At 63.8% G+C, this 19,465-nt stretch carries 15 protein-coding genes; 10 read left to right on the top strand and 5 right to left on the bottom strand.

Annotation, left to right across the window (positions count from 1 at the left end; all coding sequences use genetic code 11):
- Window positions 1–6: 6 nt before the first annotated feature.
- From FB481_RS13330 to FB481_RS13295, 8 genes are all read left to right on the top strand, one after another.
- On the top strand, window positions 7–621 hold the full coding sequence (locus FB481_RS13330; RefSeq protein ID WP_093505865.1) for a YjfI family protein: 615 nt from the start codon (window positions 7–9) through the stop codon (window positions 619–621).
- A gap of 12 nt (window positions 622–633) precedes the next feature.
- Entirely contained in the window at window positions 634–1,329 is a 696-nt protein-coding gene (locus tag FB481_RS13325) for a PspA/IM30 family protein (protein ID WP_093505867.1), read from the top strand.
- Window positions 1,330–1,401: 72 nt separating this feature from the next.
- Complete coding sequence (locus FB481_RS13320) at window positions 1,402–2,028, top strand: OB-fold-containig protein (protein WP_147176721.1); 627 nt, start codon at window positions 1,402–1,404, stop codon at window positions 2,026–2,028.
- A 38-nt stretch (window positions 2,029–2,066) separates the two neighbouring features.
- Window positions 2,067–4,118 (top strand): flotillin family protein, encoded by a 2,052-nt coding sequence (locus FB481_RS13315; RefSeq protein ID WP_147176720.1) that lies wholly within the window; start codon window positions 2,067–2,069, stop codon window positions 4,116–4,118.
- Window positions 4,119–4,229: 111 nt separating this feature from the next.
- Window positions 4,230–4,469, top strand: a complete 240-nt coding sequence (locus FB481_RS13310; RefSeq protein WP_027905948.1) for a hypothetical protein — start codon at window positions 4,230–4,232, stop codon at window positions 4,467–4,469.
- 75 nt (window positions 4,470–4,544) lie between these two features.
- Window positions 4,545–9,779 carry a DNA repair ATPase gene (locus FB481_RS13305; protein WP_147176719.1) on the top strand — a complete coding sequence of 1,745 codons (5,235 nt, stop codon included), beginning with the start codon at window positions 4,545–4,547 and terminating at the stop codon, window positions 9,777–9,779.
- Window positions 9,776–10,354 (top strand): rhomboid family intramembrane serine protease, encoded by a 579-nt coding sequence (locus FB481_RS13300; protein WP_013790166.1) that lies wholly within the window; start codon window positions 9,776–9,778, stop codon window positions 10,352–10,354. The genes FB481_RS13305 and FB481_RS13300 overlap by 4 nt, the downstream gene beginning before the upstream one ends.
- Window positions 10,355–10,356: 2 nt before the next feature.
- A complete protein-coding gene (locus tag FB481_RS13295; protein WP_147176718.1) occupies window positions 10,357–11,043 on the top strand; it encodes a phospholipase D-like domain-containing protein in 687 nt (228 codons plus the stop codon).
- 4 nt (window positions 11,044–11,047) lie between these two features.
- Here FB481_RS13295 and FB481_RS13290 read toward each other — a convergent pair whose 3' ends face one another.
- The 5 genes from FB481_RS13290 to FB481_RS13270 form a co-directional block, all read right to left on the bottom strand.
- A complete protein-coding gene (locus FB481_RS13290; protein ID WP_147176717.1) occupies window positions 11,048–12,088 on the bottom strand; it encodes a DUF2157 domain-containing protein in 1,041 nt (346 codons plus the stop codon).
- Between the two features lie 77 nt (window positions 12,089–12,165).
- Window positions 12,166–13,590: an ATP-dependent RNA helicase RhlB gene (gene rhlB / locus FB481_RS13285; protein WP_147176716.1), complete on the bottom strand. Its 1,425-nt coding sequence runs from the start codon at window positions 13,588–13,590 to the stop codon at window positions 12,166–12,168.
- A gap of 101 nt (window positions 13,591–13,691) precedes the next feature.
- Complete coding sequence (locus FB481_RS13280; protein WP_147176715.1) at window positions 13,692–14,855, bottom strand: dipeptidase; 1,164 nt, start codon at window positions 14,853–14,855, stop codon at window positions 13,692–13,694.
- Between the two features lie 54 nt (window positions 14,856–14,909).
- A complete protein-coding gene (locus FB481_RS13275) occupies window positions 14,910–15,848 on the bottom strand; it encodes a GGDEF domain-containing protein (protein WP_147176714.1) in 939 nt (312 codons plus the stop codon).
- Window positions 15,849–16,054: 206 nt separating this feature from the next.
- Entirely contained in the window at window positions 16,055–16,708 is a 654-nt protein-coding gene (locus tag FB481_RS13270) for an alpha/beta hydrolase (protein WP_147176713.1), read from the bottom strand.
- A 481-nt stretch (window positions 16,709–17,189) separates the two neighbouring features.
- Here FB481_RS13270 and FB481_RS13265 point away from each other — a divergent pair, with 481 nt between their 5' ends.
- Together FB481_RS13265 and FB481_RS13260 are read left to right on the top strand one after the other, a co-directional pair.
- Window positions 17,190–18,218: an amino acid ABC transporter substrate-binding protein gene (locus FB481_RS13265; protein ID WP_093505885.1), complete on the top strand. Its 1,029-nt coding sequence runs from the start codon at window positions 17,190–17,192 to the stop codon at window positions 18,216–18,218.
- A 64-nt stretch (window positions 18,219–18,282) separates the two neighbouring features.
- Window positions 18,283–19,461: an amino acid ABC transporter permease gene (locus FB481_RS13260; RefSeq protein ID WP_147176712.1), complete on the top strand. Its 1,179-nt coding sequence runs from the start codon at window positions 18,283–18,285 to the stop codon at window positions 19,459–19,461.
- Window positions 19,462–19,465: the final 4 nt, after the last annotated feature.

The following is a 19,465-nucleotide window of genomic DNA, read 5'->3' as shown; positions in this document are numbered from 1 at the left end:
CGCCACATGGAAAACAAATCATCTGCGCACTACCAGCGTCTTTTCCGTCAGCGTCTGCGCGAGCAGGGGTTGGTGAAGAAGGAGGTCTGGATTCTACCCGAGCATGCCCAGAGGCTCTCGGCGGTCGAAAGGAAACTGCGCCAGCCCCAGCCGGAGCTGGCTTCAATGGAGGAGGGGGTGAGCATGCCTCAGGTTTGGACTGCACAAACGTTGTTCGATGCGCTGTCGGCGACAGAGCCGTTTGCCGATGGCCGCGCGGCCGTCGAGCTGATCCAGGGTGCCGACGCCAGTCTGCACGTGACCATGAAGGAATACGGCGATCTGCCGCTGTTCATCGCTGTGTTCGGCGACCAGATCGTGGTCGAGGCGCTGCTCTGGCCGGCCAGCGACGTGCGCGATGCCGCCGCCTTCAACGAAGAAGTGCTGCGCAGCCACAAGCTGTTCCCGCTGTCCTGCGTCGGGCTGGAAACCCTGCCGGACGGTCAGGCCTGCTACACCATGTTCGGTGCGCTCAGCGCCTCGTCGATCCTGCCCAACGTGGTACTGGAGATCGAAACGCTGGCGGACAACGTCATCAAAGCGACCGAAGCCTACGAAGACTTCCTCAAGGCCAGTGCATAAGGAGACATGCCCATGAACGTCTGGAGCAAATTGCTGACGGCGCTGCGCGGCGGTGCCAATGAAATGGGTGAAGCGCTGGTCGATGGCCAGGCGCTGCGCATTCTCGATCAGGAAATCCGCGACGCTGACGTCGAGCTGCGCAAATCCAAGGAGGCGTTGGCCGAGATTATGGCCAAGCAGAAGCTGGCCGCCGAGCGCGCCAGCAAGTCTGCCGCCAAGATCGCCGAGTATGAGCAGTACGCGGTCAAGGCCCTGGAAGGTGGCAAGGAAGACCTGGCTGCCGAAGTGGCCGGCAAGATCGCCAACCTGGAAATCGAACTGGGCAGCGAGCGCGAGCAGGCCGATGCCTATGCCGCCAGCGTGGCGCAGCTACGCGCCGCAGTGAGCCAGGCGGAAGCCAACATCAAACGCCTGAAACAACAGGTCGATACCGTCAAGGCCACCGAAAGCGTGCAGAAGGCTCAGATGGCCGTGGCCCAGCGTTACGGCGGCTCCCAGGCCAAGTTGCACACTGCGGTCGAGTCGCTGGAGCGCATCAAGCAGCAGCAGGCCGAGCGTGCAGCGAAGATGGAGGCGGCTGCCGAGCTGGCCGAAGCCTCCAACCTCGACGAGTCGCTGGACGCCAAGCTGCGCGCTGCCGGTATCGTCGCCGACAAGAGTAGTGCCGACAGCGTGCTGGCGCGTCTGAAGGACAAAGCCAAGCCCTGATCACAGGCTGGCCCGTAGCGTCATCGATGGTGGAGCCAACAGGCTCCGCCATGTTTTCAGGGATAGGAAACCATGGAAATCTTCCTGCAGGTCTCGTTGGCGTTCCCGACGGTCATCTTCACCTTTCTGCTGTGCCTAGCGGTGGTGTACTGGCTCATCGTCGCGTTCGGCCTGATCGAGATCGACGTGCTCGACATCGAGGCCGATTCCGCCCTGGAAGGCCCGGCGGCAGCGCTCCTGTCCAAGCTCAAACTGCGTGACGTACCGCTGACCCTGGTGCTGACGCTGTTGTCTTTCTTCGCCTGGTTCATCAGCTATTTCGCCGACCTCTGGCTGCTCGGCCTTTTGCCGCTCGAGTGGCTGCGTTACCCGCTGGGCCTGGCGGTCGCGGTGCTGGCGCTGCTGCTCGCCGTGGCACCTACCCGGCTGTTGTGCGCGCCGCTGCGCCCGTTGTTTCTCAAGCTGGAAGTGACCAGCAGCAAGAGCGTACTCGGCCAGACCGCCGTGGTGCGCAGCGGGCGGGTGACCGCCAGCCATGGCGAAGCAGTGCTGGAAGACGGTGGCGCCGGGCTGATCCTGCGTGTGCGCGCCGACGAGCAACTGGGTTTCAAGCGTGGCGATCGTGTCGTTTTACTGGAATACCTGGAGGCGCAGCACGCCTACCGGGTGATAACCGAGGATGAGTTCCGCGGCATCTGAACCGGCGGTTCCGTCTGTCTCAAAGGAGATTGAGTGCAATGTACAACCTTCCCCCGTCGTTGATCCCCGTGCTGGTCGGGGTTGGCCTGGTCGCCCTGCTGATCGTCGGCCTGCTGGCGCTGTTCAAGGCCTTCTACATCAAGGTTCCCCAGGGTACGGCACTGATCGTCAACGACATGTCGTCGACGCCCAAGGTGCATTTCACCGGTGCGCTTGTTTACCCGGTCATCCACCTCAAGGAGTTCATGAAGATCTCCCTGATCACCCTGGAAGTCGACCGCCGCGCCAAGGACGGGCTGATCTGCCGCGACAACATGCGCGCCGACATCACCGTGGCCTTCTACCTGCGCGTCAACGAGACCCAGGAAGACGTGCTCAAGGTTGCCAAGGCCATCGGCGTGGAACGCGCCTCTGACCGTGCGGCGGTCAACGAGCTGTTCAACGCCAAGTTCTCCGAAGCCCTGAAGACCGTCGGCAAGCAGTTCGACTTTGTGCAGCTGTTCGAGAACCGCCAGGATTTCCGCGACCGCATCGTCGAGGTGATCGGCAACGACCTCAACGGTTACGTACTCGAAGACGTGGCCATCGACTACCTGGAGCAGACCTCCAAGGCCTCGCTGGACCCAAGCAACATTCTCGATGCCGAAGGTATCCGCAAGATCACCGAGCTGACCGCCGCGCAGAACGTCATCACCAATGACCTGGAGCGCAACGAAGAGCTGGCGATCAAGAAGAAGAACGTCGAAACCCGTGAGGCGACCCTGGCCCTCGAGCGTCAGCAGGCCGACGCCGAAGCGCGCCAGAAACGCGAGGTGGAGACCATTCGCGCCCGTGAGGAAGCGGAAACCCTCAAGGTGCGCGAAGAGGAGCGCCTGAAGGCCGAGCAGGCGCGTATCCAGACCCAGCAGGAGCTGGACATCCGCGCCGAGAATCACCAGCGTGAAGTGGAAGTGGCCCAGCAGAACCGCCAGCGCGCGGTGGTCATCGAGGTCGAGAAGGTCACCCGCGCCAAAGATCTGGAAGTGGTCGCCCGCGAGCGCGAGGTCGAGCTGCAGCGCATCGAGAAGGAAAAGGCGCTTGAAGAAGAGCGCAAGAACATCGCCAGCGTGGTGCGCGAGCGCGTGGCGGTGGAAAAGACCGTCGCCCAGGAAGAAGAGCGCATCAAGGAAGTACGCGAAGTCTCCGAAGCCGAGCGCCTGAAGCAGGTCACCGTGCTCAACGCTCAGGCCGAAGCCGAGCAGGAGCTGGTGCGCCAGGTCAAACAGGCCGAGGCCGACGAAACCCGTTCCAAGCACAAGGCGGTGGAAATCAACAACCTCGCCCAGGCCGAGCTGGAAGCCGCGGCCAAGAGTGCCGAGGCCAAGAAGAAACTGGCCGAAGGCATCGAAGCCGAGCGCGCTGCGCCTGGCCTGGCCGATGCGCGTGTGCGTGAAGTCACCGCTGCGGCGAAAGAGAAGGAAGGTCTGGCCGAGGCTCGCGTGCAGGCCGAGCGTCTGATCGCGGAAGCCAAGGGCGAGCAGGAGAAAGGTCTGGCCCAGGCCCGCGTGATCGAAGCGCAGGCGGCCGCCAAGGAAAAAGACGGTCTGGCCGACGCCAAGGTGTTGGAAGAGAAGCTCGGCGCCCAGGCACGTGGCGAAGAGCAGCTCGGTACTGCCAAGGCCAAGGCGACCCAGGATCTGGGCATGGCCGAAGCTCAGGTATTGCTGGAGCGCCTGAACGCCGAGGCCGAAGGCCTGGGCAAGAAGTTCGGTGCTCTCGACGCGCTCAGCGACAATGCTCGCCAGCACGAAGAGTTCCGCATGCAGTTGGAGAAGAGCTTCGAGGAGGCCATGGCCGCGATTGCTGCCAACAAGGAAATCGCCAAGGACCAGGCCGAGGTACTGGCCACTGCGCTGGCCAAGGCGAAGATCGAGATCGTCGGCGGCGAAGGCGACTTCTTCAACTCGTTCGCCAAGTCCCTGTCGGTCGGCAAGGCCATTGAGGGCGTGGTCGGCAAGAGCCCGGTGGTGCAGGACGTGCTTGCGCGTCTGCTGCAGGGCCGCGCCACTGAAGCCAAGCCGGCAGCTGTAGGCGACGCGGACGCGGTGTAAGTCTGAATGCCGGTGCCAGCCTGTGCGGGCTGGCACCGGTCACGGATCAGGCGCGCAGCAGCTGCGCGCATTCAGGCCGTCATGGCCTGCCTCAATGACAAGGAAAGTGGCATGTCGCAATCTAGAGATCACCTGGAAATGACCTTTCGCAGCATCCAGTGCTTTGCCGATGACGGCCGTCTGGACGCCGCCGAACTGGGCTCGCTGCTGGAAATCGCCGAGCGTGACGGCGTGATTGATGACGACGAGATCCGCGTACTGACGCGCATCATCGCCCGCATCAAACCCGAGGAGCTCGACGCCGCGATGCGCGAGAAGCTCGCCGAGATCGCCCGCAAGATCGGTGCCTGAGCACCGCCTCATTTTTTTCGGCCCCGCCCATGACGGGGCCTTGCTTGCTGACCGCGCAGATTCAGGAAGACCATGATGTCGGACGCCCAAGCCGAAAACACCCAGCAGGACATTCTCGACAAGGCCGTGGCCGAAGGCGGCGCCTACGAGGTGCTGCACAAACGCTTGCAGGAGCAGGGCCTGCGCCTGCGCCAGAGCACCGAAGCGCTAAACGAGCAGCGCCTGCAGGAGTTCGGCAGCAGCCAGATGGAAGTGATCGGGCGGGTGCGTATCCGTACCGAGAACAACTGCATCGCCCGCGACATCGTGCAGGTCGGCGACTGGCTGCTGTTCGGCTACAACGTGTTCATGGGCCTGAAGAAGGAAACCGCGGTCGCCGACGTGTTCTCCCTCTATCGCCTGGTCGAGGGCAGCGAGGGTTATGAAGCCGAAGCGGTCGCCCTGGACGGCACTTTCCTGAGCCAGAGCGGCTTCGTCAACGACTTCAACGAGCTGTACACCTATTACAAGAACACCCGGCTGCTGCAATTGGCGATTCGCGACGGCAAGCTGCTGGCCAGCTTCCAGATCGGCGAGCGGATCACCGACATCCGCGTGTTCCGCTGGTCGCTGTCGCTCGACGGCAAGGACGTGCGCTATATCGACAACCGCGGCGAGCGCGATATCGCGCTGCCTGCGCCGTTCGATTTCGAGTGGCAGAAAACCACCCGCGAGATGACGGTCAACGGCCGCCATCCGCACCTGAACATCCTCGACACGGTATTCGTCGAGACAGTCGGCGGCGACCTGACCATCAAGGTCGAGAACAACACCGAAAGCGGCCAGGGCATCTACCGCGAAGAGGTGATGGACAAGACCCAGTCGTTGGACGATGCACAGATCGAATACGCTGCCCTGGGCAGCCTGATCCTGCTCAAGGTGCTGCCGTACCGCGAGGAGCAGTGGCGCTACCTGGTGTTCAACCGCCTGACCCGCAAGGTCGAACGCATCGACGCCATCGGCCTGGCCTGCGTGCAGCTGCCCGAAGACCACGGCATCATCTTTCCCGGCGGGTATTACCTGCAAAATGGCGAGCACAAGACCTTCGAGCAATCGATGGCCGGCATGCGCTTCAAGCGCTCGGTGCGCTCGCCCAACGGTGAGGACGTGCAATACATCTTCTACCACCCCGGTGAAGGCCGCGCGGTGCTGCTGACCTACAACATGGTCACCCGCCAGTTGCAGAACCCGATCTTCGGCCACGGCTACGCACGCCTGGAAGATGGGCGCATGGTGATCTTCTCCGCCGAGGGTGACGAGCCCACGCGCATTCACCCCATGCAAGTCTGGCAGACGCCCTTCGAGAGCGAGGAGTTCGCCGCCCGCCAGCCAGCGCGCAGCGGTTTCTTCGGGCGCATCGGCAATGCCGAACTGGTGCGCGGGGTGTCTGACCTGTTCAACCTCAGCCGCGAAATCGACAGCCGTGAAGTGTCGGTGGCGCGCTACAGCCTGCTGTGCCAGAACACCCGCCGGCTGTTCGATATCTATCACTGGCTGAGCGACCCGCAGTGCGCCGAGTTGGCGCCGCTGCTGCGCGAGATCGCCGCCACCGGCGAGCTGGTGCTCGACGAATTCGAGAAAGTCGAGAGCATTCGCCAGCAGTCCGCCGCAGCCATGGCCGACGCTGAAAGTCGCCAGAAGGCGCTGCTGGAAAGCGTGCGTTCGGATACCTGGGAAAAGGTCGAGCAATACGTCGACGCGCTCAATGCGATCACCGCCCAGCGTGGCCAACTGCTGACCATTCGTGACTACCGCTACATCGACGTGGCGCGTATCGACGCCATGGAAACCGCGCTGCTCGAAGCCCGTGACCAGACCGCCGCGGCGACCTCGCGCTTCCTGGCCGGTGACGCCGCACTGCAGCCCTATCACCACGACCTGCAGGTGTTCGACGAGCAGGCGCAGAAAGCCGAGAGCGTCGCCCAGCTTGCCGAGCCGCTGGCCGGCCTCAACGAGATGGCCGGCAACCTGGACATGCTGTCCGGGCTGATGGCCTCGTTGCAGATCGACGACGCCACCGAGCGCACGCGCATCGTCGATGCCATTTCCGAGGTATACGCCAAACTCAATCAGGCCAAGGCGCGCGCCGAGCAGCGCCGCAAGGGCCTGGGGTCGGCCGAGACCGTGGCGCAGTTCGGTGCGCAGTTCAAACTGTTCAGCCAGAGCATCACCAACGCCCTGGCGCTGGCCCAGGACCCGGAGAAGTGCGATGAACAGTTGTCGCGCCTGTTGGTGCAGCTCGAGGAGCTGGAAAGCCAGTTCGGCGATCACGAACAGTTTCTCGGTGACATCCTCGCCAAGCGCGAGGAACTGCTGGAAACCTTCGAGGCGCACAAGCAGAGCCTTCTCGACGAGCGTCAACGCAAGGCCCAGGGCCTGCTCGACGCTGCGCGGCGGATTCTCGACAGCCTCGGCCGGCGTACCGCCAAGTTCACCGAGGCCCAGGAACTCAACGCCTTCTTCGCCGCCGACCCGCTGATCCTCAAGCTGCGCGAACTGGCCGAGCGTCTGCGTGAGCTCAAGGACAGCGTCAAGGCCGATGACGTCGAGGCGCGCCTCAAGGCCGCTCGCGACCAGGCCGTGCGCGCGCTGCGCGACAAGAGCGAACTGTTCGAGGCCGGCGGCGACGTCATCAAGCTAGGGCCGCGCCACCGTTTCGCGGTCAATACCCAGGAGCTCGACCTGACCCTGCTGCCGCGTGGCGACGGGCTGTTCCTGCACTTGACCGGCACCGACTTTCTCGAGCCGTTGCACGATGCCGAACTCGATGGCCTGCGCGATTACTGGCAGGTCAGCCTGGAGTCCGAATCGGCGGCGCTGTACCGCGGCGAGTACCTGGCCGGCCTGGTGCTCGACGCTGCGCTGCGCCATACCGATGGCCTGAGCCTGGATCAGCTCAAGGCGTACATGAGCCAGCCCGACGAGTTGCTCAAGCGCATCCGCGAGTTCGCCGCGCCGCGTTACAAGGAGGGTTACCAGAAGGGCATTCACGACCAGGACGCCATGGCCATCCTGCTGCGTCTGCTGGCGCTGCGCGAGGCGGCTGGCCTGTTGACCTATTCGCCACGGGCCCGCGGCCTGGCGCTGTTCTTCTGGAACCGCTGGCGCGAAGACGTGGAGGCCGCCCACTGGCCGGAGCGTGCCCGTACCTGCGCCAACATCCGCCAGCTGTTCGGCCGCGACGACGGCATCTGCCAGCTACGCGAGGAAGTGCTCAAGGCGCTGCACGGTTTTCTCGTCCGCCACCCGATGCCGTTCGACGCCGCGCTGCAGCGCGAGGCGGCCGAATACCTGGTCGAGGAGCTGGCCGCCCCGCGCATCGAATTCGTGGTCAGCAAGTACGCCCGCGACCTGTTCGATGGCCTGCGCCAGCACCTGCAGGCCGCCCATGTGTGGGAGGGCTACGTGCAGGCCCAGGAGCGCCTGCGTGGGCGTCCGGATCAGCGTTGGGCGCTGGCCGAGAACTGGCTGCAGGCCTACTGCGCGCAGCAGGGCCAGACGCATCTGCAGGCCTATGTGGCGGAAGCCGTGGCCCTTGGCTTGATCGACAGCGACCTGCCGCAGCGCGTCACCGAGGCGGACCTGCAAGTGCGCGTCGAGGGGCTGCTGGGCGACCACCCACGGATCCAGGATGGCACCCTGAGTTTCGCCCTGCACGATTTCTTCCAGCGCCTGCGCCATCACCGCGAGACCTTCCTGCCCGAGTTGCAGCGTTATCAGAACTTGCGCCAGGAGGTGGTCAACCGTGAGCGCACGGCGCTGCGCCTGAGCGAGTTCAAGCCGCGGCCGCTGTCCTCGTTCGTGCGTAACAAGCTTATCAACGACGTGTACCTGGGCTTCATCGGCGACAACCTGGCCAAGCAGATGGGCACCGCCGGGGAGAACAAGCGCACCGACCTGATGGGCCTGCTGATGCTCATCTCGCCGCCCGGCTACGGCAAGACCACGCTGATGGAATACGTGGCCCACCGCCTCGGGCTGATCTTCATGAAAATCAACGGGCCGGCTCTCGGCCACGAGGTGCGCTCCCTCGACCCGGCCCAGGCGCCGGACGCCACCTCGCGCCAGGAGCTGGAAAAGCTCAACCTGGCGCTGGAAATGGGTAACAACGTGATGCTCTATGTCGATGACATCCAGCACACCCACCCCGAATTCCTGCAGAAATTCATCTCCCTGTGCGACGGCACGCGGCGCATCGAAGGCGTGTGGAAGGGCAAGACCAAGACCTACGACATGCGTGGCAAGAAGTTCTGCGTGGTGATGAGCGGCAACCCGTACACCGAGTCCGGCGACGTGTTCAAGATCCCCGACATGCTCGCCAACCGCGCCGACATCTACAACCTGGGCGACACCCTGGGCGGCATGCAGGAAGCCTTCGCGCTCTCCTACATCGAGAACGGCCTGACCTCCAACCCGGTGCTGGCGCCCCTGGCCACCCGCGACATGGCCGACGTCTACCGCTTCGTCGCCAAGGCCGAGGGCAAGCCGTTTTCCGCCAACGAGCTGTCGCACAGCTACAGCGGTGCCGAGATCAATGAGATCGTCGCTACCCTGCAGCGCCTGATGCAGGTGCGTGACGTGGTCGGCCGGGTCAACCAGCAGTACATCGTCAGCGCCGCCCAGGCTGACCAGTACCGCACCGAGCCGCCGTTCAAGCTGCAGGGCAGTTACCGCAACATGAACAAGATGGCCGAGAAGATCAGCGCGGTGATGAACGACGCCGAGTTGCTGCAATTGATCGCCGACCACTACCAGGGCGAGTCGCAGCTGCTCACCACCGGTGCCGAGGAAAACCTGCTCAAGCTCGCCGAACTGCGCGGTAACCAGACGCCCGAGCAGTTGGAGCGGTGGACGCAGATCAAGCGTGACTTCATGCGCAACAAGGCTATGGGCGGTAGCGACTCGGACGTCGGCGCCCGAGTGGTGGCGCAGCTCAACGACCTGGTCGAGGGTGTACGCGGCCTGGCCCGCAGCGAGCCGACGGCGCCGGCGGCTGCCGCCGTGCCCTGGCAGGAGTTGCTGGCCGGCCTGGAACGGCTGCGCGAAGTGCCGCCCAGGGTCGAGGTGGCCGTGCAGGCTGCGCCGCAGCCTGGCATCCAGGCGCTGCTCGAGCGCCTGGCCGATAGCCTGCAGGACGGCGTGCTGCCGCTGATCAACGCCATGGACAAGAAGATCGACATCGACCTGGGGACTCACAAGCGCATGGGCGACATGGCCCAGCAACTGCGTGAGATCGCCCGGATGATGGGGCAGGGCGGCGAGGCGCCGTGACGCTCTGGCTGTTGCCGCGCCTGAAGCTGCTGTTCGGTATCGCTGCAGTGATGGTCGTGCTGCAACTGATTAACAGCCTGGACGGCTACAGCCTCAACCGTTTCGGGCTGATCCCGCGCGAGGTGCAGGCGCTGCCGGGCATCGCCCTGGCGCCCTGGTTGCACGGCAGCTGGCTTCACCTGTTCGGCAACCTCAGCGGTTTCATGGTGCTGGGCGCCTTGGCGCTGCTGGAGTCGCGGGCCGAGTTCATCCGCGCCAGCCTGTTCATCATCGTCTTCAGTGGCGTGCTGGTCTGGCTGTTCGGGCGCACCGGCATCCATGTCGGCTCCAGCGGCTGGCTGTTCGGTTTGTGGGGGCTGTTGTTGGGCCGCGCCTGGTTTCGCCGCAGCCTCGCCGACCTGCTGCTGGCGGCCCTGGCTCTGGTGCTGTACGGCGGGTTTTTCTACGGCCTGCTGCCCCAGCAGGGCGTTTCGTTCGAATACCACCTGGCTGGCGCACTGTGCGGCGGCCTGTACGCCTCATGGCAACGCGGCGGCCAGAAACGTCGCACTCGAAAACGGCCTCGACAAGGTTAAAAATGGATTTCAATCGCCTCGACCAACACCTGCGTGACAGCCTCGTCGACCTCAGGCTCAGCAACGAGGAGCGCGACGAACTGCGCGAACTGGGCAACGACCTGACGCCCGACCAGGTGCGCTACATGCGCAACCGGGCCTTCGACTTGGTGCGCGAACTGATCACCGACCCGGCCAACGCCGTGTCGGCCCTGAAATGGCTGGAGCAGGTGATCAAGACGTTGGAGGTGCGCTGCTCACCGATACGTGGCCAGAGCAGTGCGCATTTCAGCCCCGGCGAAAGCTGCCGCCAGCGCATCCGCGACCTGTGCCGCCAGGCCAAAGAATCGGTAGACGTGTGCGTGTTCACCATCTCCGACGATCAGCTCAGCGACGAGCTGATCGCCGTGCACCGCCGCGGGCTGGCCGTGCGCATCATCAGCGACAGCGAAAAGCGCTTCGACGTCGGTAGCGATATCCAGCAACTGATCGATGCCGGTGTGCCGCTGCGCATCGACAACAGCCCGTTTCACATGCACCACAAGTTCGCTTTATTCGACGGTCGTCTGCTGCTCAACGGCAGCTTCAACTGGACGCGCAGCGCCAGTACCAGCAATGAGGAGAACCTGCTGGTGACCGACGATCCGCACCTGGTCGCCGAGTACCGCCGCGAGTTCGAGATGCTCTGGGCGCGCTATCGCCCGAGTTGATCGTTCAGCGTCGCAGTGCCGGCAGAAATGCCAGCAGGCTCGCTGGCAACTGCCGGCGCAACGCCTCGCTCATCGCATCGCGGCGCTTCTGGTAGAGCAGGCCGAGGCCCATCACGCCGAGGCCGATCAGGCTGACCACCATCGGGAACAGCAGCGAATCCTCGAAAACGTCGTGGGCCAGGTAGCCCAGATAGCCGGCCACGCCCAGGGCGCCGAAGACCATGAACAGCGGGCGTCGCAGCAATATCGACAGACCGATCAGGCCCAGGTTGATCAGGCAGTACAGCGCCTTGCCCAGTTCGCTGCCGCTGTCCATCAGGCTCAGGCCGCCCCAGAACGCTGTCAGCCCGGCCAGGTAACCCCAGAAGGCGTAATCACGCTTGCTGCGGCCGTCCGCCAGCAGGCTGGCGAGCAGAATCACCAGGCCGAACCACAGCGACACCTCGCGGCGCTGCTCCCAGCTGAAGTATTCGCCATGCAGCAGCTCGCTCAGGTCCATGGACATGAACCACAGCGCCACGGCAATCGGCATGACGATGAACGGGAAGGGCAGCAGGCGCAGTACCAGCAGACCGACCAGCACCGTCGCCACTTCCATGACCAGCCAGCCGCCCTGCACGTAGCGGTAGTAGTCGACGTAGTCCGACTGTGTGTCGTCCAGGGGCCAGATGCTGAACAGCCGTTGCCCGGCGAACACCACCAGTGGCGTGAGGCTCACTGCCACGGCACCGAGCAGGCCGCCGGGAATCGGCTGGCCGCGGCGCCACAGGCTGCGCCCGCCGAGCAGGAACAGCAGCAGGTAAGCCGTGCTGATCAGCAGGAGCGCCAGGTCACCTATGTTCATCCACGCTTCTGTGAGCAGCCAGCCCATGGCGCCCATGATCAGCAGGGCGCCGAAGTAATAGGCGATATGGGAGAGCTGGAAGCTGGGGCGCTCAGTGGGCGTCTGCTGCAGAAAGGCCAGCAGCGCCTGATCCTGGCCGGGTTGCAGGACGCCGGCCTTTACGGCGCGGCTGAGGTCACTGGACTCTATGGTCAGCTTCATGGGGTGGACGTCCTGTCTTGGAGCCGCTGCTTGAAGTCGCAGCGGCGTGCCCAGGCGTTGTGCCTGGGCGTAGTCGATCAATGCTTGCGCGGTACGGCCTTGAGCAGCTCGTCCGGTGGCATCTCGCACTGGATCTTGCGGCCGATCAGCTCTTCGATCGGTGGCAGGGCGAAGGCGTCGTCCTCGCCGGCAAAACTGATCGAGGTGCCGCTGGTGCCGGCGCGGCCGGTACGGCCGATGCGGTGCACGTAGTCGTCCGGGTCTTCCGGCAGGGTGAAGTTGATCACGTGGCTGATACCGTCGACATGGATGCCGCGGCCGGCCACGTCGGTGGCGACCATGACGCGGATCTTGCCTTCGCGAAAACCTTCCAGGGCGCGAATACGCTTGTGTTGGGGAATGTCGCCGGACATCTGCACCGCGCTGATGCCGTCACGGGTCAGGCGTTCTTCGATACGGCGCACCTCGTCCTTGCGGTTGGCGAACACCATCACGCGAGTCCAGTCGTTCTGGGCGATCAGGTTGTAGAGCAGCTTGTACTTGTCCGCCGAGGCGACGGCGTAAACGTGCTGTTCGACGGTGTCGCTGGCGACGTTTTCCGGCTCGATCTCGACGATGGCCGGGTTGGTGGTCCACTGCTTGGCCAGGTTCATCACGTCTTCGGTGAAGGTGGCGGAGAACAGCAGGGTCTGGCGCTCGCCCTTCATCGGGGTCTGGCGGATGATCTGGCGAACCTGGGGGATGAAGCCCATGTCGAGCATGCGGTCGGCTTCGTCGAGCACCATCACCTCGACCATGTCCAAGTGCACTTCACCGCGCTGGTTGAAGTCCAGCAGACGGCCCGGCGTGGCCACCAGAATGTCGCAGAAGCGTGATTCCAGCTGCTTGAGCTGCTTGTCGAAGTCCATGCCGCCGACGAAGCTCATCACGTTGAGGCCGCTGTACTTGGTAAGCTCCTTGGCGTCGTTGGCGATCTGCACCACCAGCTCGCGGGTCGGCGCGATGATCAGCGCGCGCGGCTCGCCCATGTAGCGATCCTTGGGCGGCGGGGTCTGCTGCAGCTGAGTGATGATCGAGATCAGGAAGGCAGCGGTCTTGCCGGTGCCGGTCTGGGCGCGGCCAATGGCGTCCTGGCCCTTGAGCGTATAGCCCAGTACGCCGGCCTGGATCGGCGTGCAGTAAGGGAAGCCTAGGTCGTGGATGGCGTGCATCAGCTCAGGCGACAGCTTGAAGTCATGGAAGCGGGTCTTGCCGGGTGCCGGCTCGACATGAAAGTCCTCGAGCTTCCAGGTACCCACCGGCTTGGGCGCGCGTTCACGGCGCGGCTTGGCGGGTTTGCTCTGGGGCTTCTGCTCGGCGCTGGCGGCATCTTGCGGCGGGCGCGGCTGGCGCTCCTCGCGGGGAGCTGCGGCGGGAGGCGCAGTGGCCTCGAGGCTCGGGGAGACTGAGCTGTGTGGCTCATTTTCGGCTTTGCCGAATATTTTTTTGAGTGCTTTGAGCACGGTCATCTCGTCGATTGATTAAGGAATGAACGCCAGCCAGTGTAAAGCAAGACGCGGGCAGGGCGAAGTACTCTGCCGCTGGCGTCATGCGCGGCTGTCGATCAGTTCCCGGGTAGGCTGGCGAGCAGCAGGCGCTGGACGTTGCCGCCCATGATCGCGGCGATGTCGGCGCGGCTGAAGCCGGCACCGAGCAGGCCTTCGGTCAGCTGGGCCAGGCCGGTGACGTCGAAGGGCGCATGAATGGTGCCGTTGAAGTCCGAGCCCAGGGCCACGTGCTCGACGCCCACCAGATCGGCCGTGTAGCGGATCGCCTTGACGATGGCCGCTACAGAGGTGGCGCACACCGCCGTGTCCCAGTAGCCGATGCCGATCACCCCGCCGGTGGCGGCGATGGCGCGAATATGCCGGTCGCTGAGGTTGCGGGTGCCGGGGCAGGTGCCCTCGACGCCGCCGTGGGACACCAGCACCGGGCGCGTGGCCATGGCCAGCACGTCGTCCATCAGCGGGCGCGAGGCGTGGGCCAGGTCGATGAGCATGGATTTCTCTTCCAGGCGCGTGATGACCTGCCGCCCGAACGGCGTCAGCCCGCCCTTGCTCAGGCCATGGGCCGAGCCGCCGACCTCGTTGTCGAAGAAGTGGGTCAACCCGGCCATGCGAAAGCCGGCGTCATAGAGACGGTCGAGGTTTTCCAGACGGCCCTCCAGCGGGTGCAGGCCTTCTGTAGCCAGGAGGGTAGCGACGCGCTGCGGGTCCTGCTTCCAGGCCTGCAGAAAGTCCGTGAGATCCTGGCGCGTGCGGATCTGTAGCATCCGGCCGTCGCTGCCGGCAGCCGCCTCGTGAAGTTTTTCAGCCTGGTACAACGCGCGCTCGAGCAGGCTGTTCCAGGTCGCCCGTGGCCAGCGCTGGGCCATGGCGAGCAGGGTGATGGTGTCGCTGTCGGCGCCGTTGCTTTCGTAGTTCAGTCCGCGAGGCGATTTGGTGACGGTGGAAAACACCTGCAACCCGACGCGCCCGTCGAGCATGCGCGGCAGGTCCGAATGGCCGTAGCTGTAGCGCTTGAGCAGGTCGCGCTCCCAGAGCAGGGCATCATCGTGCAGGTCGGCGATGAACAGTGTGTGGTGCAGGCGCGTGGCTGCTTCACCGGCCGGATAAGGGGCCGGGGATTCGACGCTGTTCATGCGCCGGTCGAGCACGCTGGGCAGGGTGAAGAACACCGCGGCGACAAGGCCCAGAACAATCGGGACGATAAGCAGGCGCTTGCGCATAGGTGCTTTCCAGAAAAAAACGTTATCGTCAGCTTGTCACGCGCTCACGGCAATTCAATGACAGAGCCGGTTGCGGCCACTGTTCTTGGCCTTGTACAGGGCCTTGTCGGCCCGGGCGATCAGGCCGGCCAGGCCATCGCGAGCGTTCATCTGCGCCAGGCCCAAGGAAATGGTCACGCCCGGCTGGGCGCCTAGCGGCGAATAGAAGGAGCCAATGCGCTCCAGGCTCTCACGCAGTCGCTCGGCCACCTCGGCGGCCTGTTGCAGCGCCAGCTCGGGCAGCAGCACCACGAACTCCTCGCCGCCATAACGCACCAGGCTGTCGCGGGCCCGTAGCTGGCGGCGCAGGGTGTGGGCGACCAGGCACAGGGCGTAGTCACCGGCCAGGTGGCCGTGCTGGTCGTTGTAGTCCTTGAAGTGGTCGACATCGAGCATCAGCAGGCAAAGTGGCTGCTTGTCGATCAGGCAGCGGGCACGCTCGCGCTCGAACACGTGCTCCAGCCAGCGGCGGTTGAAGGCGCCGGTGAGTTTGTCGACGTTGGCGTTCTGTTCACTGTTGATCAGCTGCCGGTTGCCCTGGCGCACGCGGTCGCAGAGCACCTTGAGCAGGTTGTGCATCATCTGTGGCGATTGCTGGAAGAGCGAGGTGACCGCGTCGCGGTGCAGGCGCAGTACGCTGCTGGGCTCGTTTGCCACCACGTAGGCGCTGGGGTGTTCGTTGTCGAGAAAGCTGATCTCGCCGGCGCAGTCGCCCGGCCCCAGGGTGGTGACCGGTTGGTTGTCCAGCGAGCCGAGGTATACCTTGAGGCTGCCGGTGACGACTATATAAAGGTACTGGTTGCGGTCGAACGGCGAGAGCAGCACTTCGGCCGCCTCCAGCTCGCACGGGCGGAAGGCATCAAGCAGGCGATTGAGGCTGCCCAGTGCGACCTTGTCGAACAGGCGCAGCTGGCGAAGCTGCTGCAGGTCGGTTTGCCAGTGTGCCGCCTTCATGGCATCAGCATCCTTGCGTGAAACGCTTAACGATCGACATCGCCAACGCTCCCATGGGTCGATGACCGCGTTCGTGATCGACGAACGAGCCTCATTTCCCAGACAGTATCCGCCGCCAGGCAGGCTGACAATCGTCTTGCGTCGTGCCGACGACCGGCGGCGCGGGGACTGTGAAGGGCATCACAGCCGCGCCGCCAGAACCCTCTTTATAGACGCTCGGCGAGCCAGGCGCCGATATCGGCGATTTGCTGCGGTAACACTTCGTGGGCCATCGGGTACTCCTGCCAGGTCACGTTGACGCCGCGACCTTGCAGCCAGTCGTGGGCGGCGCGGCCCATACTCGGCAGCACCACGCCGTCCTGGGTGCCGTGCTGGCAGCAGACCGGTATGCCGCGCTGGATGTCGTTCAACTGCACGTCGTCCGAGAAGGTTGGCGAATAGGTCGAAAGCGCCAGCACGCCGCCCAGCGGACCCTGCCAGCGCAGGAAGGCGGTGTGCAGCACCACAGCGCCGCCCTGGGAGAAACCAGCCAGAAAGATGCGCGCCGGGTCGATGCCGTCACCCTGCTGCGCCTCGATCAGATCGATGACCTGCTGGGCGGACTGTTCGAGCTGCTCGCGGTCGATGGCCCTTGCTGGGCTCATGGCCAGAATGTCGTACCAGCTGGGCATCTCCCAGCCACCGTTGATGGTTACCGGGCGGGTAGGCGCCTGGGGGAGCACGAAGCGGGTGGTGCGCAGCGAGCGTTGCAGAGCCTCGGCGACCGGCTGGAAGTCGAAACGGTCTGCACCCAGACCGTGCAGCCATATGACACAGGCGTCGGCGGGAAGTGGGGGCTGCAGTATCAATGTGGTATCCATGTGGTGCTCCAATTTGGGGCTGGTGCGTTACTTTGGTGCGTGACTGTTTTTTGTCACTGTACTGATCCATGAACTAGATGTCGCAAGATTACAACTTTGCCCCCTTGACCTGCCTAACTCGCGGCGAAAAACGGTGGCTGGTATGGCCTTTGCTATAGAGCATTGGACTGATGTCGTCGGGCCAGTGTGGTAACACCGCGCTGGGCCGCGGAGCAGACGGGGAAAGCCAATTTGATGGGGTTTCCAAAAGGTTCGTCGGGCGCTGCATGCTCGTCGATATGCAAATTTGCGATCCGTCTCGGGCCCGTTCACCAACGGACTGGTGCAAGCATCGTTGACCTGCTCTCGAATGGGTCACGGTACTGGCGCCCAGGTCTGACCACCGGTCTACACTGTTGCTGCTAATAGTGACGACATGCCCCAAAAGGGTACGGCGATCAGGCTGAGACTCCAACACAACACAAGAACCGGAGAATGTTCAATGAAGATGGTTAAAACCACCCTGGCGATGTTGACCGCCGCCGCCGTTCTGGGCGCAGCAGGCATGGCTCACGCCGGTGCTACCCTGGACGCAGTGAAGAAGAAGGGCTTTGTACAGTGTGGCGTCAGTGACGGCCTGCCGGGTTTCTCGGTGCCGGATGCAAAGGGTAACTACCAGGGCATCGACGTCGACATCTGCCGCGGTGTGGCCGCAGCAGTTCTGGGCGACGCCAGCAAGGTCAAATACAGCCCGCTGACCGCCAAAGAGCGTTTCACCGCCATTCAGTCCGGCGAAGTCGACGTGCTGTCGCGCAACACCACCTGGACCAGCTCCCGCGACGGCGGCATGGGCCTGGTGTTCACCGGCGTGACTTACTACGACGGCATCGGCTTCCTGGTGAACAAGAAGCTGGGCGTTGCCAGCGCCAAGGAACTGGATGGCGCGACCATCTGTATCCAGGCAGGCACCACCACCGAGCTGAACGTCTCCGACTACTTCCGTTCGAACGGCCTGAAATACACCCCGATCACCTTCGACACCTCCGACGAGAGCGCCAAGTCGCTGGAAGCCGGCCGTTGCGACGTGCTGACCTCCGACCAGTCGCAGCTGTACGCACAGCGCATCAAGCTGGGCTCCCCGGATGACTGGGTTGTATTGCCGGAAGTGATCTCCAAGGAGCCGCTGGGCCCGCTGGTTCGTCGTGGCGACGAAGACTGGATGGCTATCGTCAAGTGGACCCTGTTCGCCATGCTCAACGCCGAAGAGCTGGGTGTCGACTCCAAGAACGTCGAAGCCCTGGCCAAGGAAACCAAGAACCCTGACGTTGCCCGTATGCTGGGTGCCGACGGTGAGTACGGTAAAGACCTGAAGCTGCCGAAAGACTGGGTCGTCCAGATCGTCAAGCAGGTCGGTAACTACGGCGAAGTGTTCGAGCGCAACATCGGCAAGGGCAGCGAGCTGAAAATCGAGCGTGGCCTCAACGCTCTGTGGAACAAAGGCGGTCTGCACTACGCTCCTCCAGTGCGTTGATTGACCTGTCGCCCGGCAGTGCACTGCCGGGCGATTTTCGTTCCGTTATACCTGGGGCATTCCCATGCAGAAAAACATTGGCGCACCGCAGGGGTTCTCCCTTAGCGATCCACGTGTGCGTGCCTGGCTATTCCAGATCATTACCGTTGTGGCCGTGGTCGCAATGGGCTGGTTCTTGTTCAGCAATACACAGACCAACCTGCAACACCGGGGTATCACCTCGGGTTTCGACTTCCTCGAGCGCAGTGCCGGCTTCGGCATCGCCCAACACCTGATCAGCTACACCGAAGCGGACAGCTATGCCCGCGTCTTCGTCATCGGCCTGCTCAACACCCTGCTGGTTTCGTTCATCGGCATCGTGCTGGCCACCATCCTCGGCTTCATCATCGGTGTCGCGCGCCTGTCGCCGAACTGGATGATCAACAAGCTGGCGACCGTCTACATCGAAGTCTTCCGCAACATTCCACCGTTGCTGCAGATTCTCTTCTGGTACTTCGCCGTGCTGCTGCCACTGCCCGGCCCGCGTGCCAGCATCAATCTGGGCGACAGCTTCTTCCTCAGCAACCGCGGTCTGAACATGCCGGCAGCCGAGGCGACCGGTGCATTCTGGCCATTCGTGGTCGGCGTGGTCGTTACCATCGTGGCCATCGTGATGATGACCCGCTGGGCCAACAAGCGCTTCGAAGCCACCGGCCAGCCGTTCCACAAATTCTGGGTCGGCCTGGGCATGGCTATCGTCATCCCCACCCTGGTTGCGCTGATCTTCGGCAGCCCGCTGCACTGGACGGTGCCGGAGCTCAAAGGCTTCAACTTCGTCGGCGGCTGGGTGATGATTCCCGAACTGCTGGCGCTGACTGTCGCCCTGACTGTCTACACTGCCGCCTTCATCGCCGAAAACGTGCGTTCCGGGATCAACTCGGTCAGTCACGGCCAGACCGAAGCAGCCCGCTCTCTGGGCCTGCGCCCAGGCCCGACGCTGCGCAAGGTGATCATCCCGCAAGCCATGCGCGTGATCATTCCGCCGCTGACTAGCCAGTACCTGAACCTGGCGAAGAACTCGTCCCTGGCCGCAGGTATCGGCTACCCGGACATGGTGTCGCTGTTTGCCGGTACCGTACTCAACCAGACAGGCCAGGCCATCGAGGTGATCGCCATCACCATGAGCGTCTACCTGGCGATCAGTATCAGCATTTCCCTGCTGATGAACTGGTACAACAAGCGCATCGCGCTGATCGAGCGGTGAGGAC

Source organism: Pseudomonas sp. AG1028 (assembly GCF_007993955.1).
Taxonomy (GTDB): domain Bacteria; phylum Pseudomonadota; class Gammaproteobacteria; order Pseudomonadales; family Pseudomonadaceae; genus Aquipseudomonas; species Aquipseudomonas straminea.
This window is presented reverse-complemented; position numbering and strand designations above follow the sequence as displayed.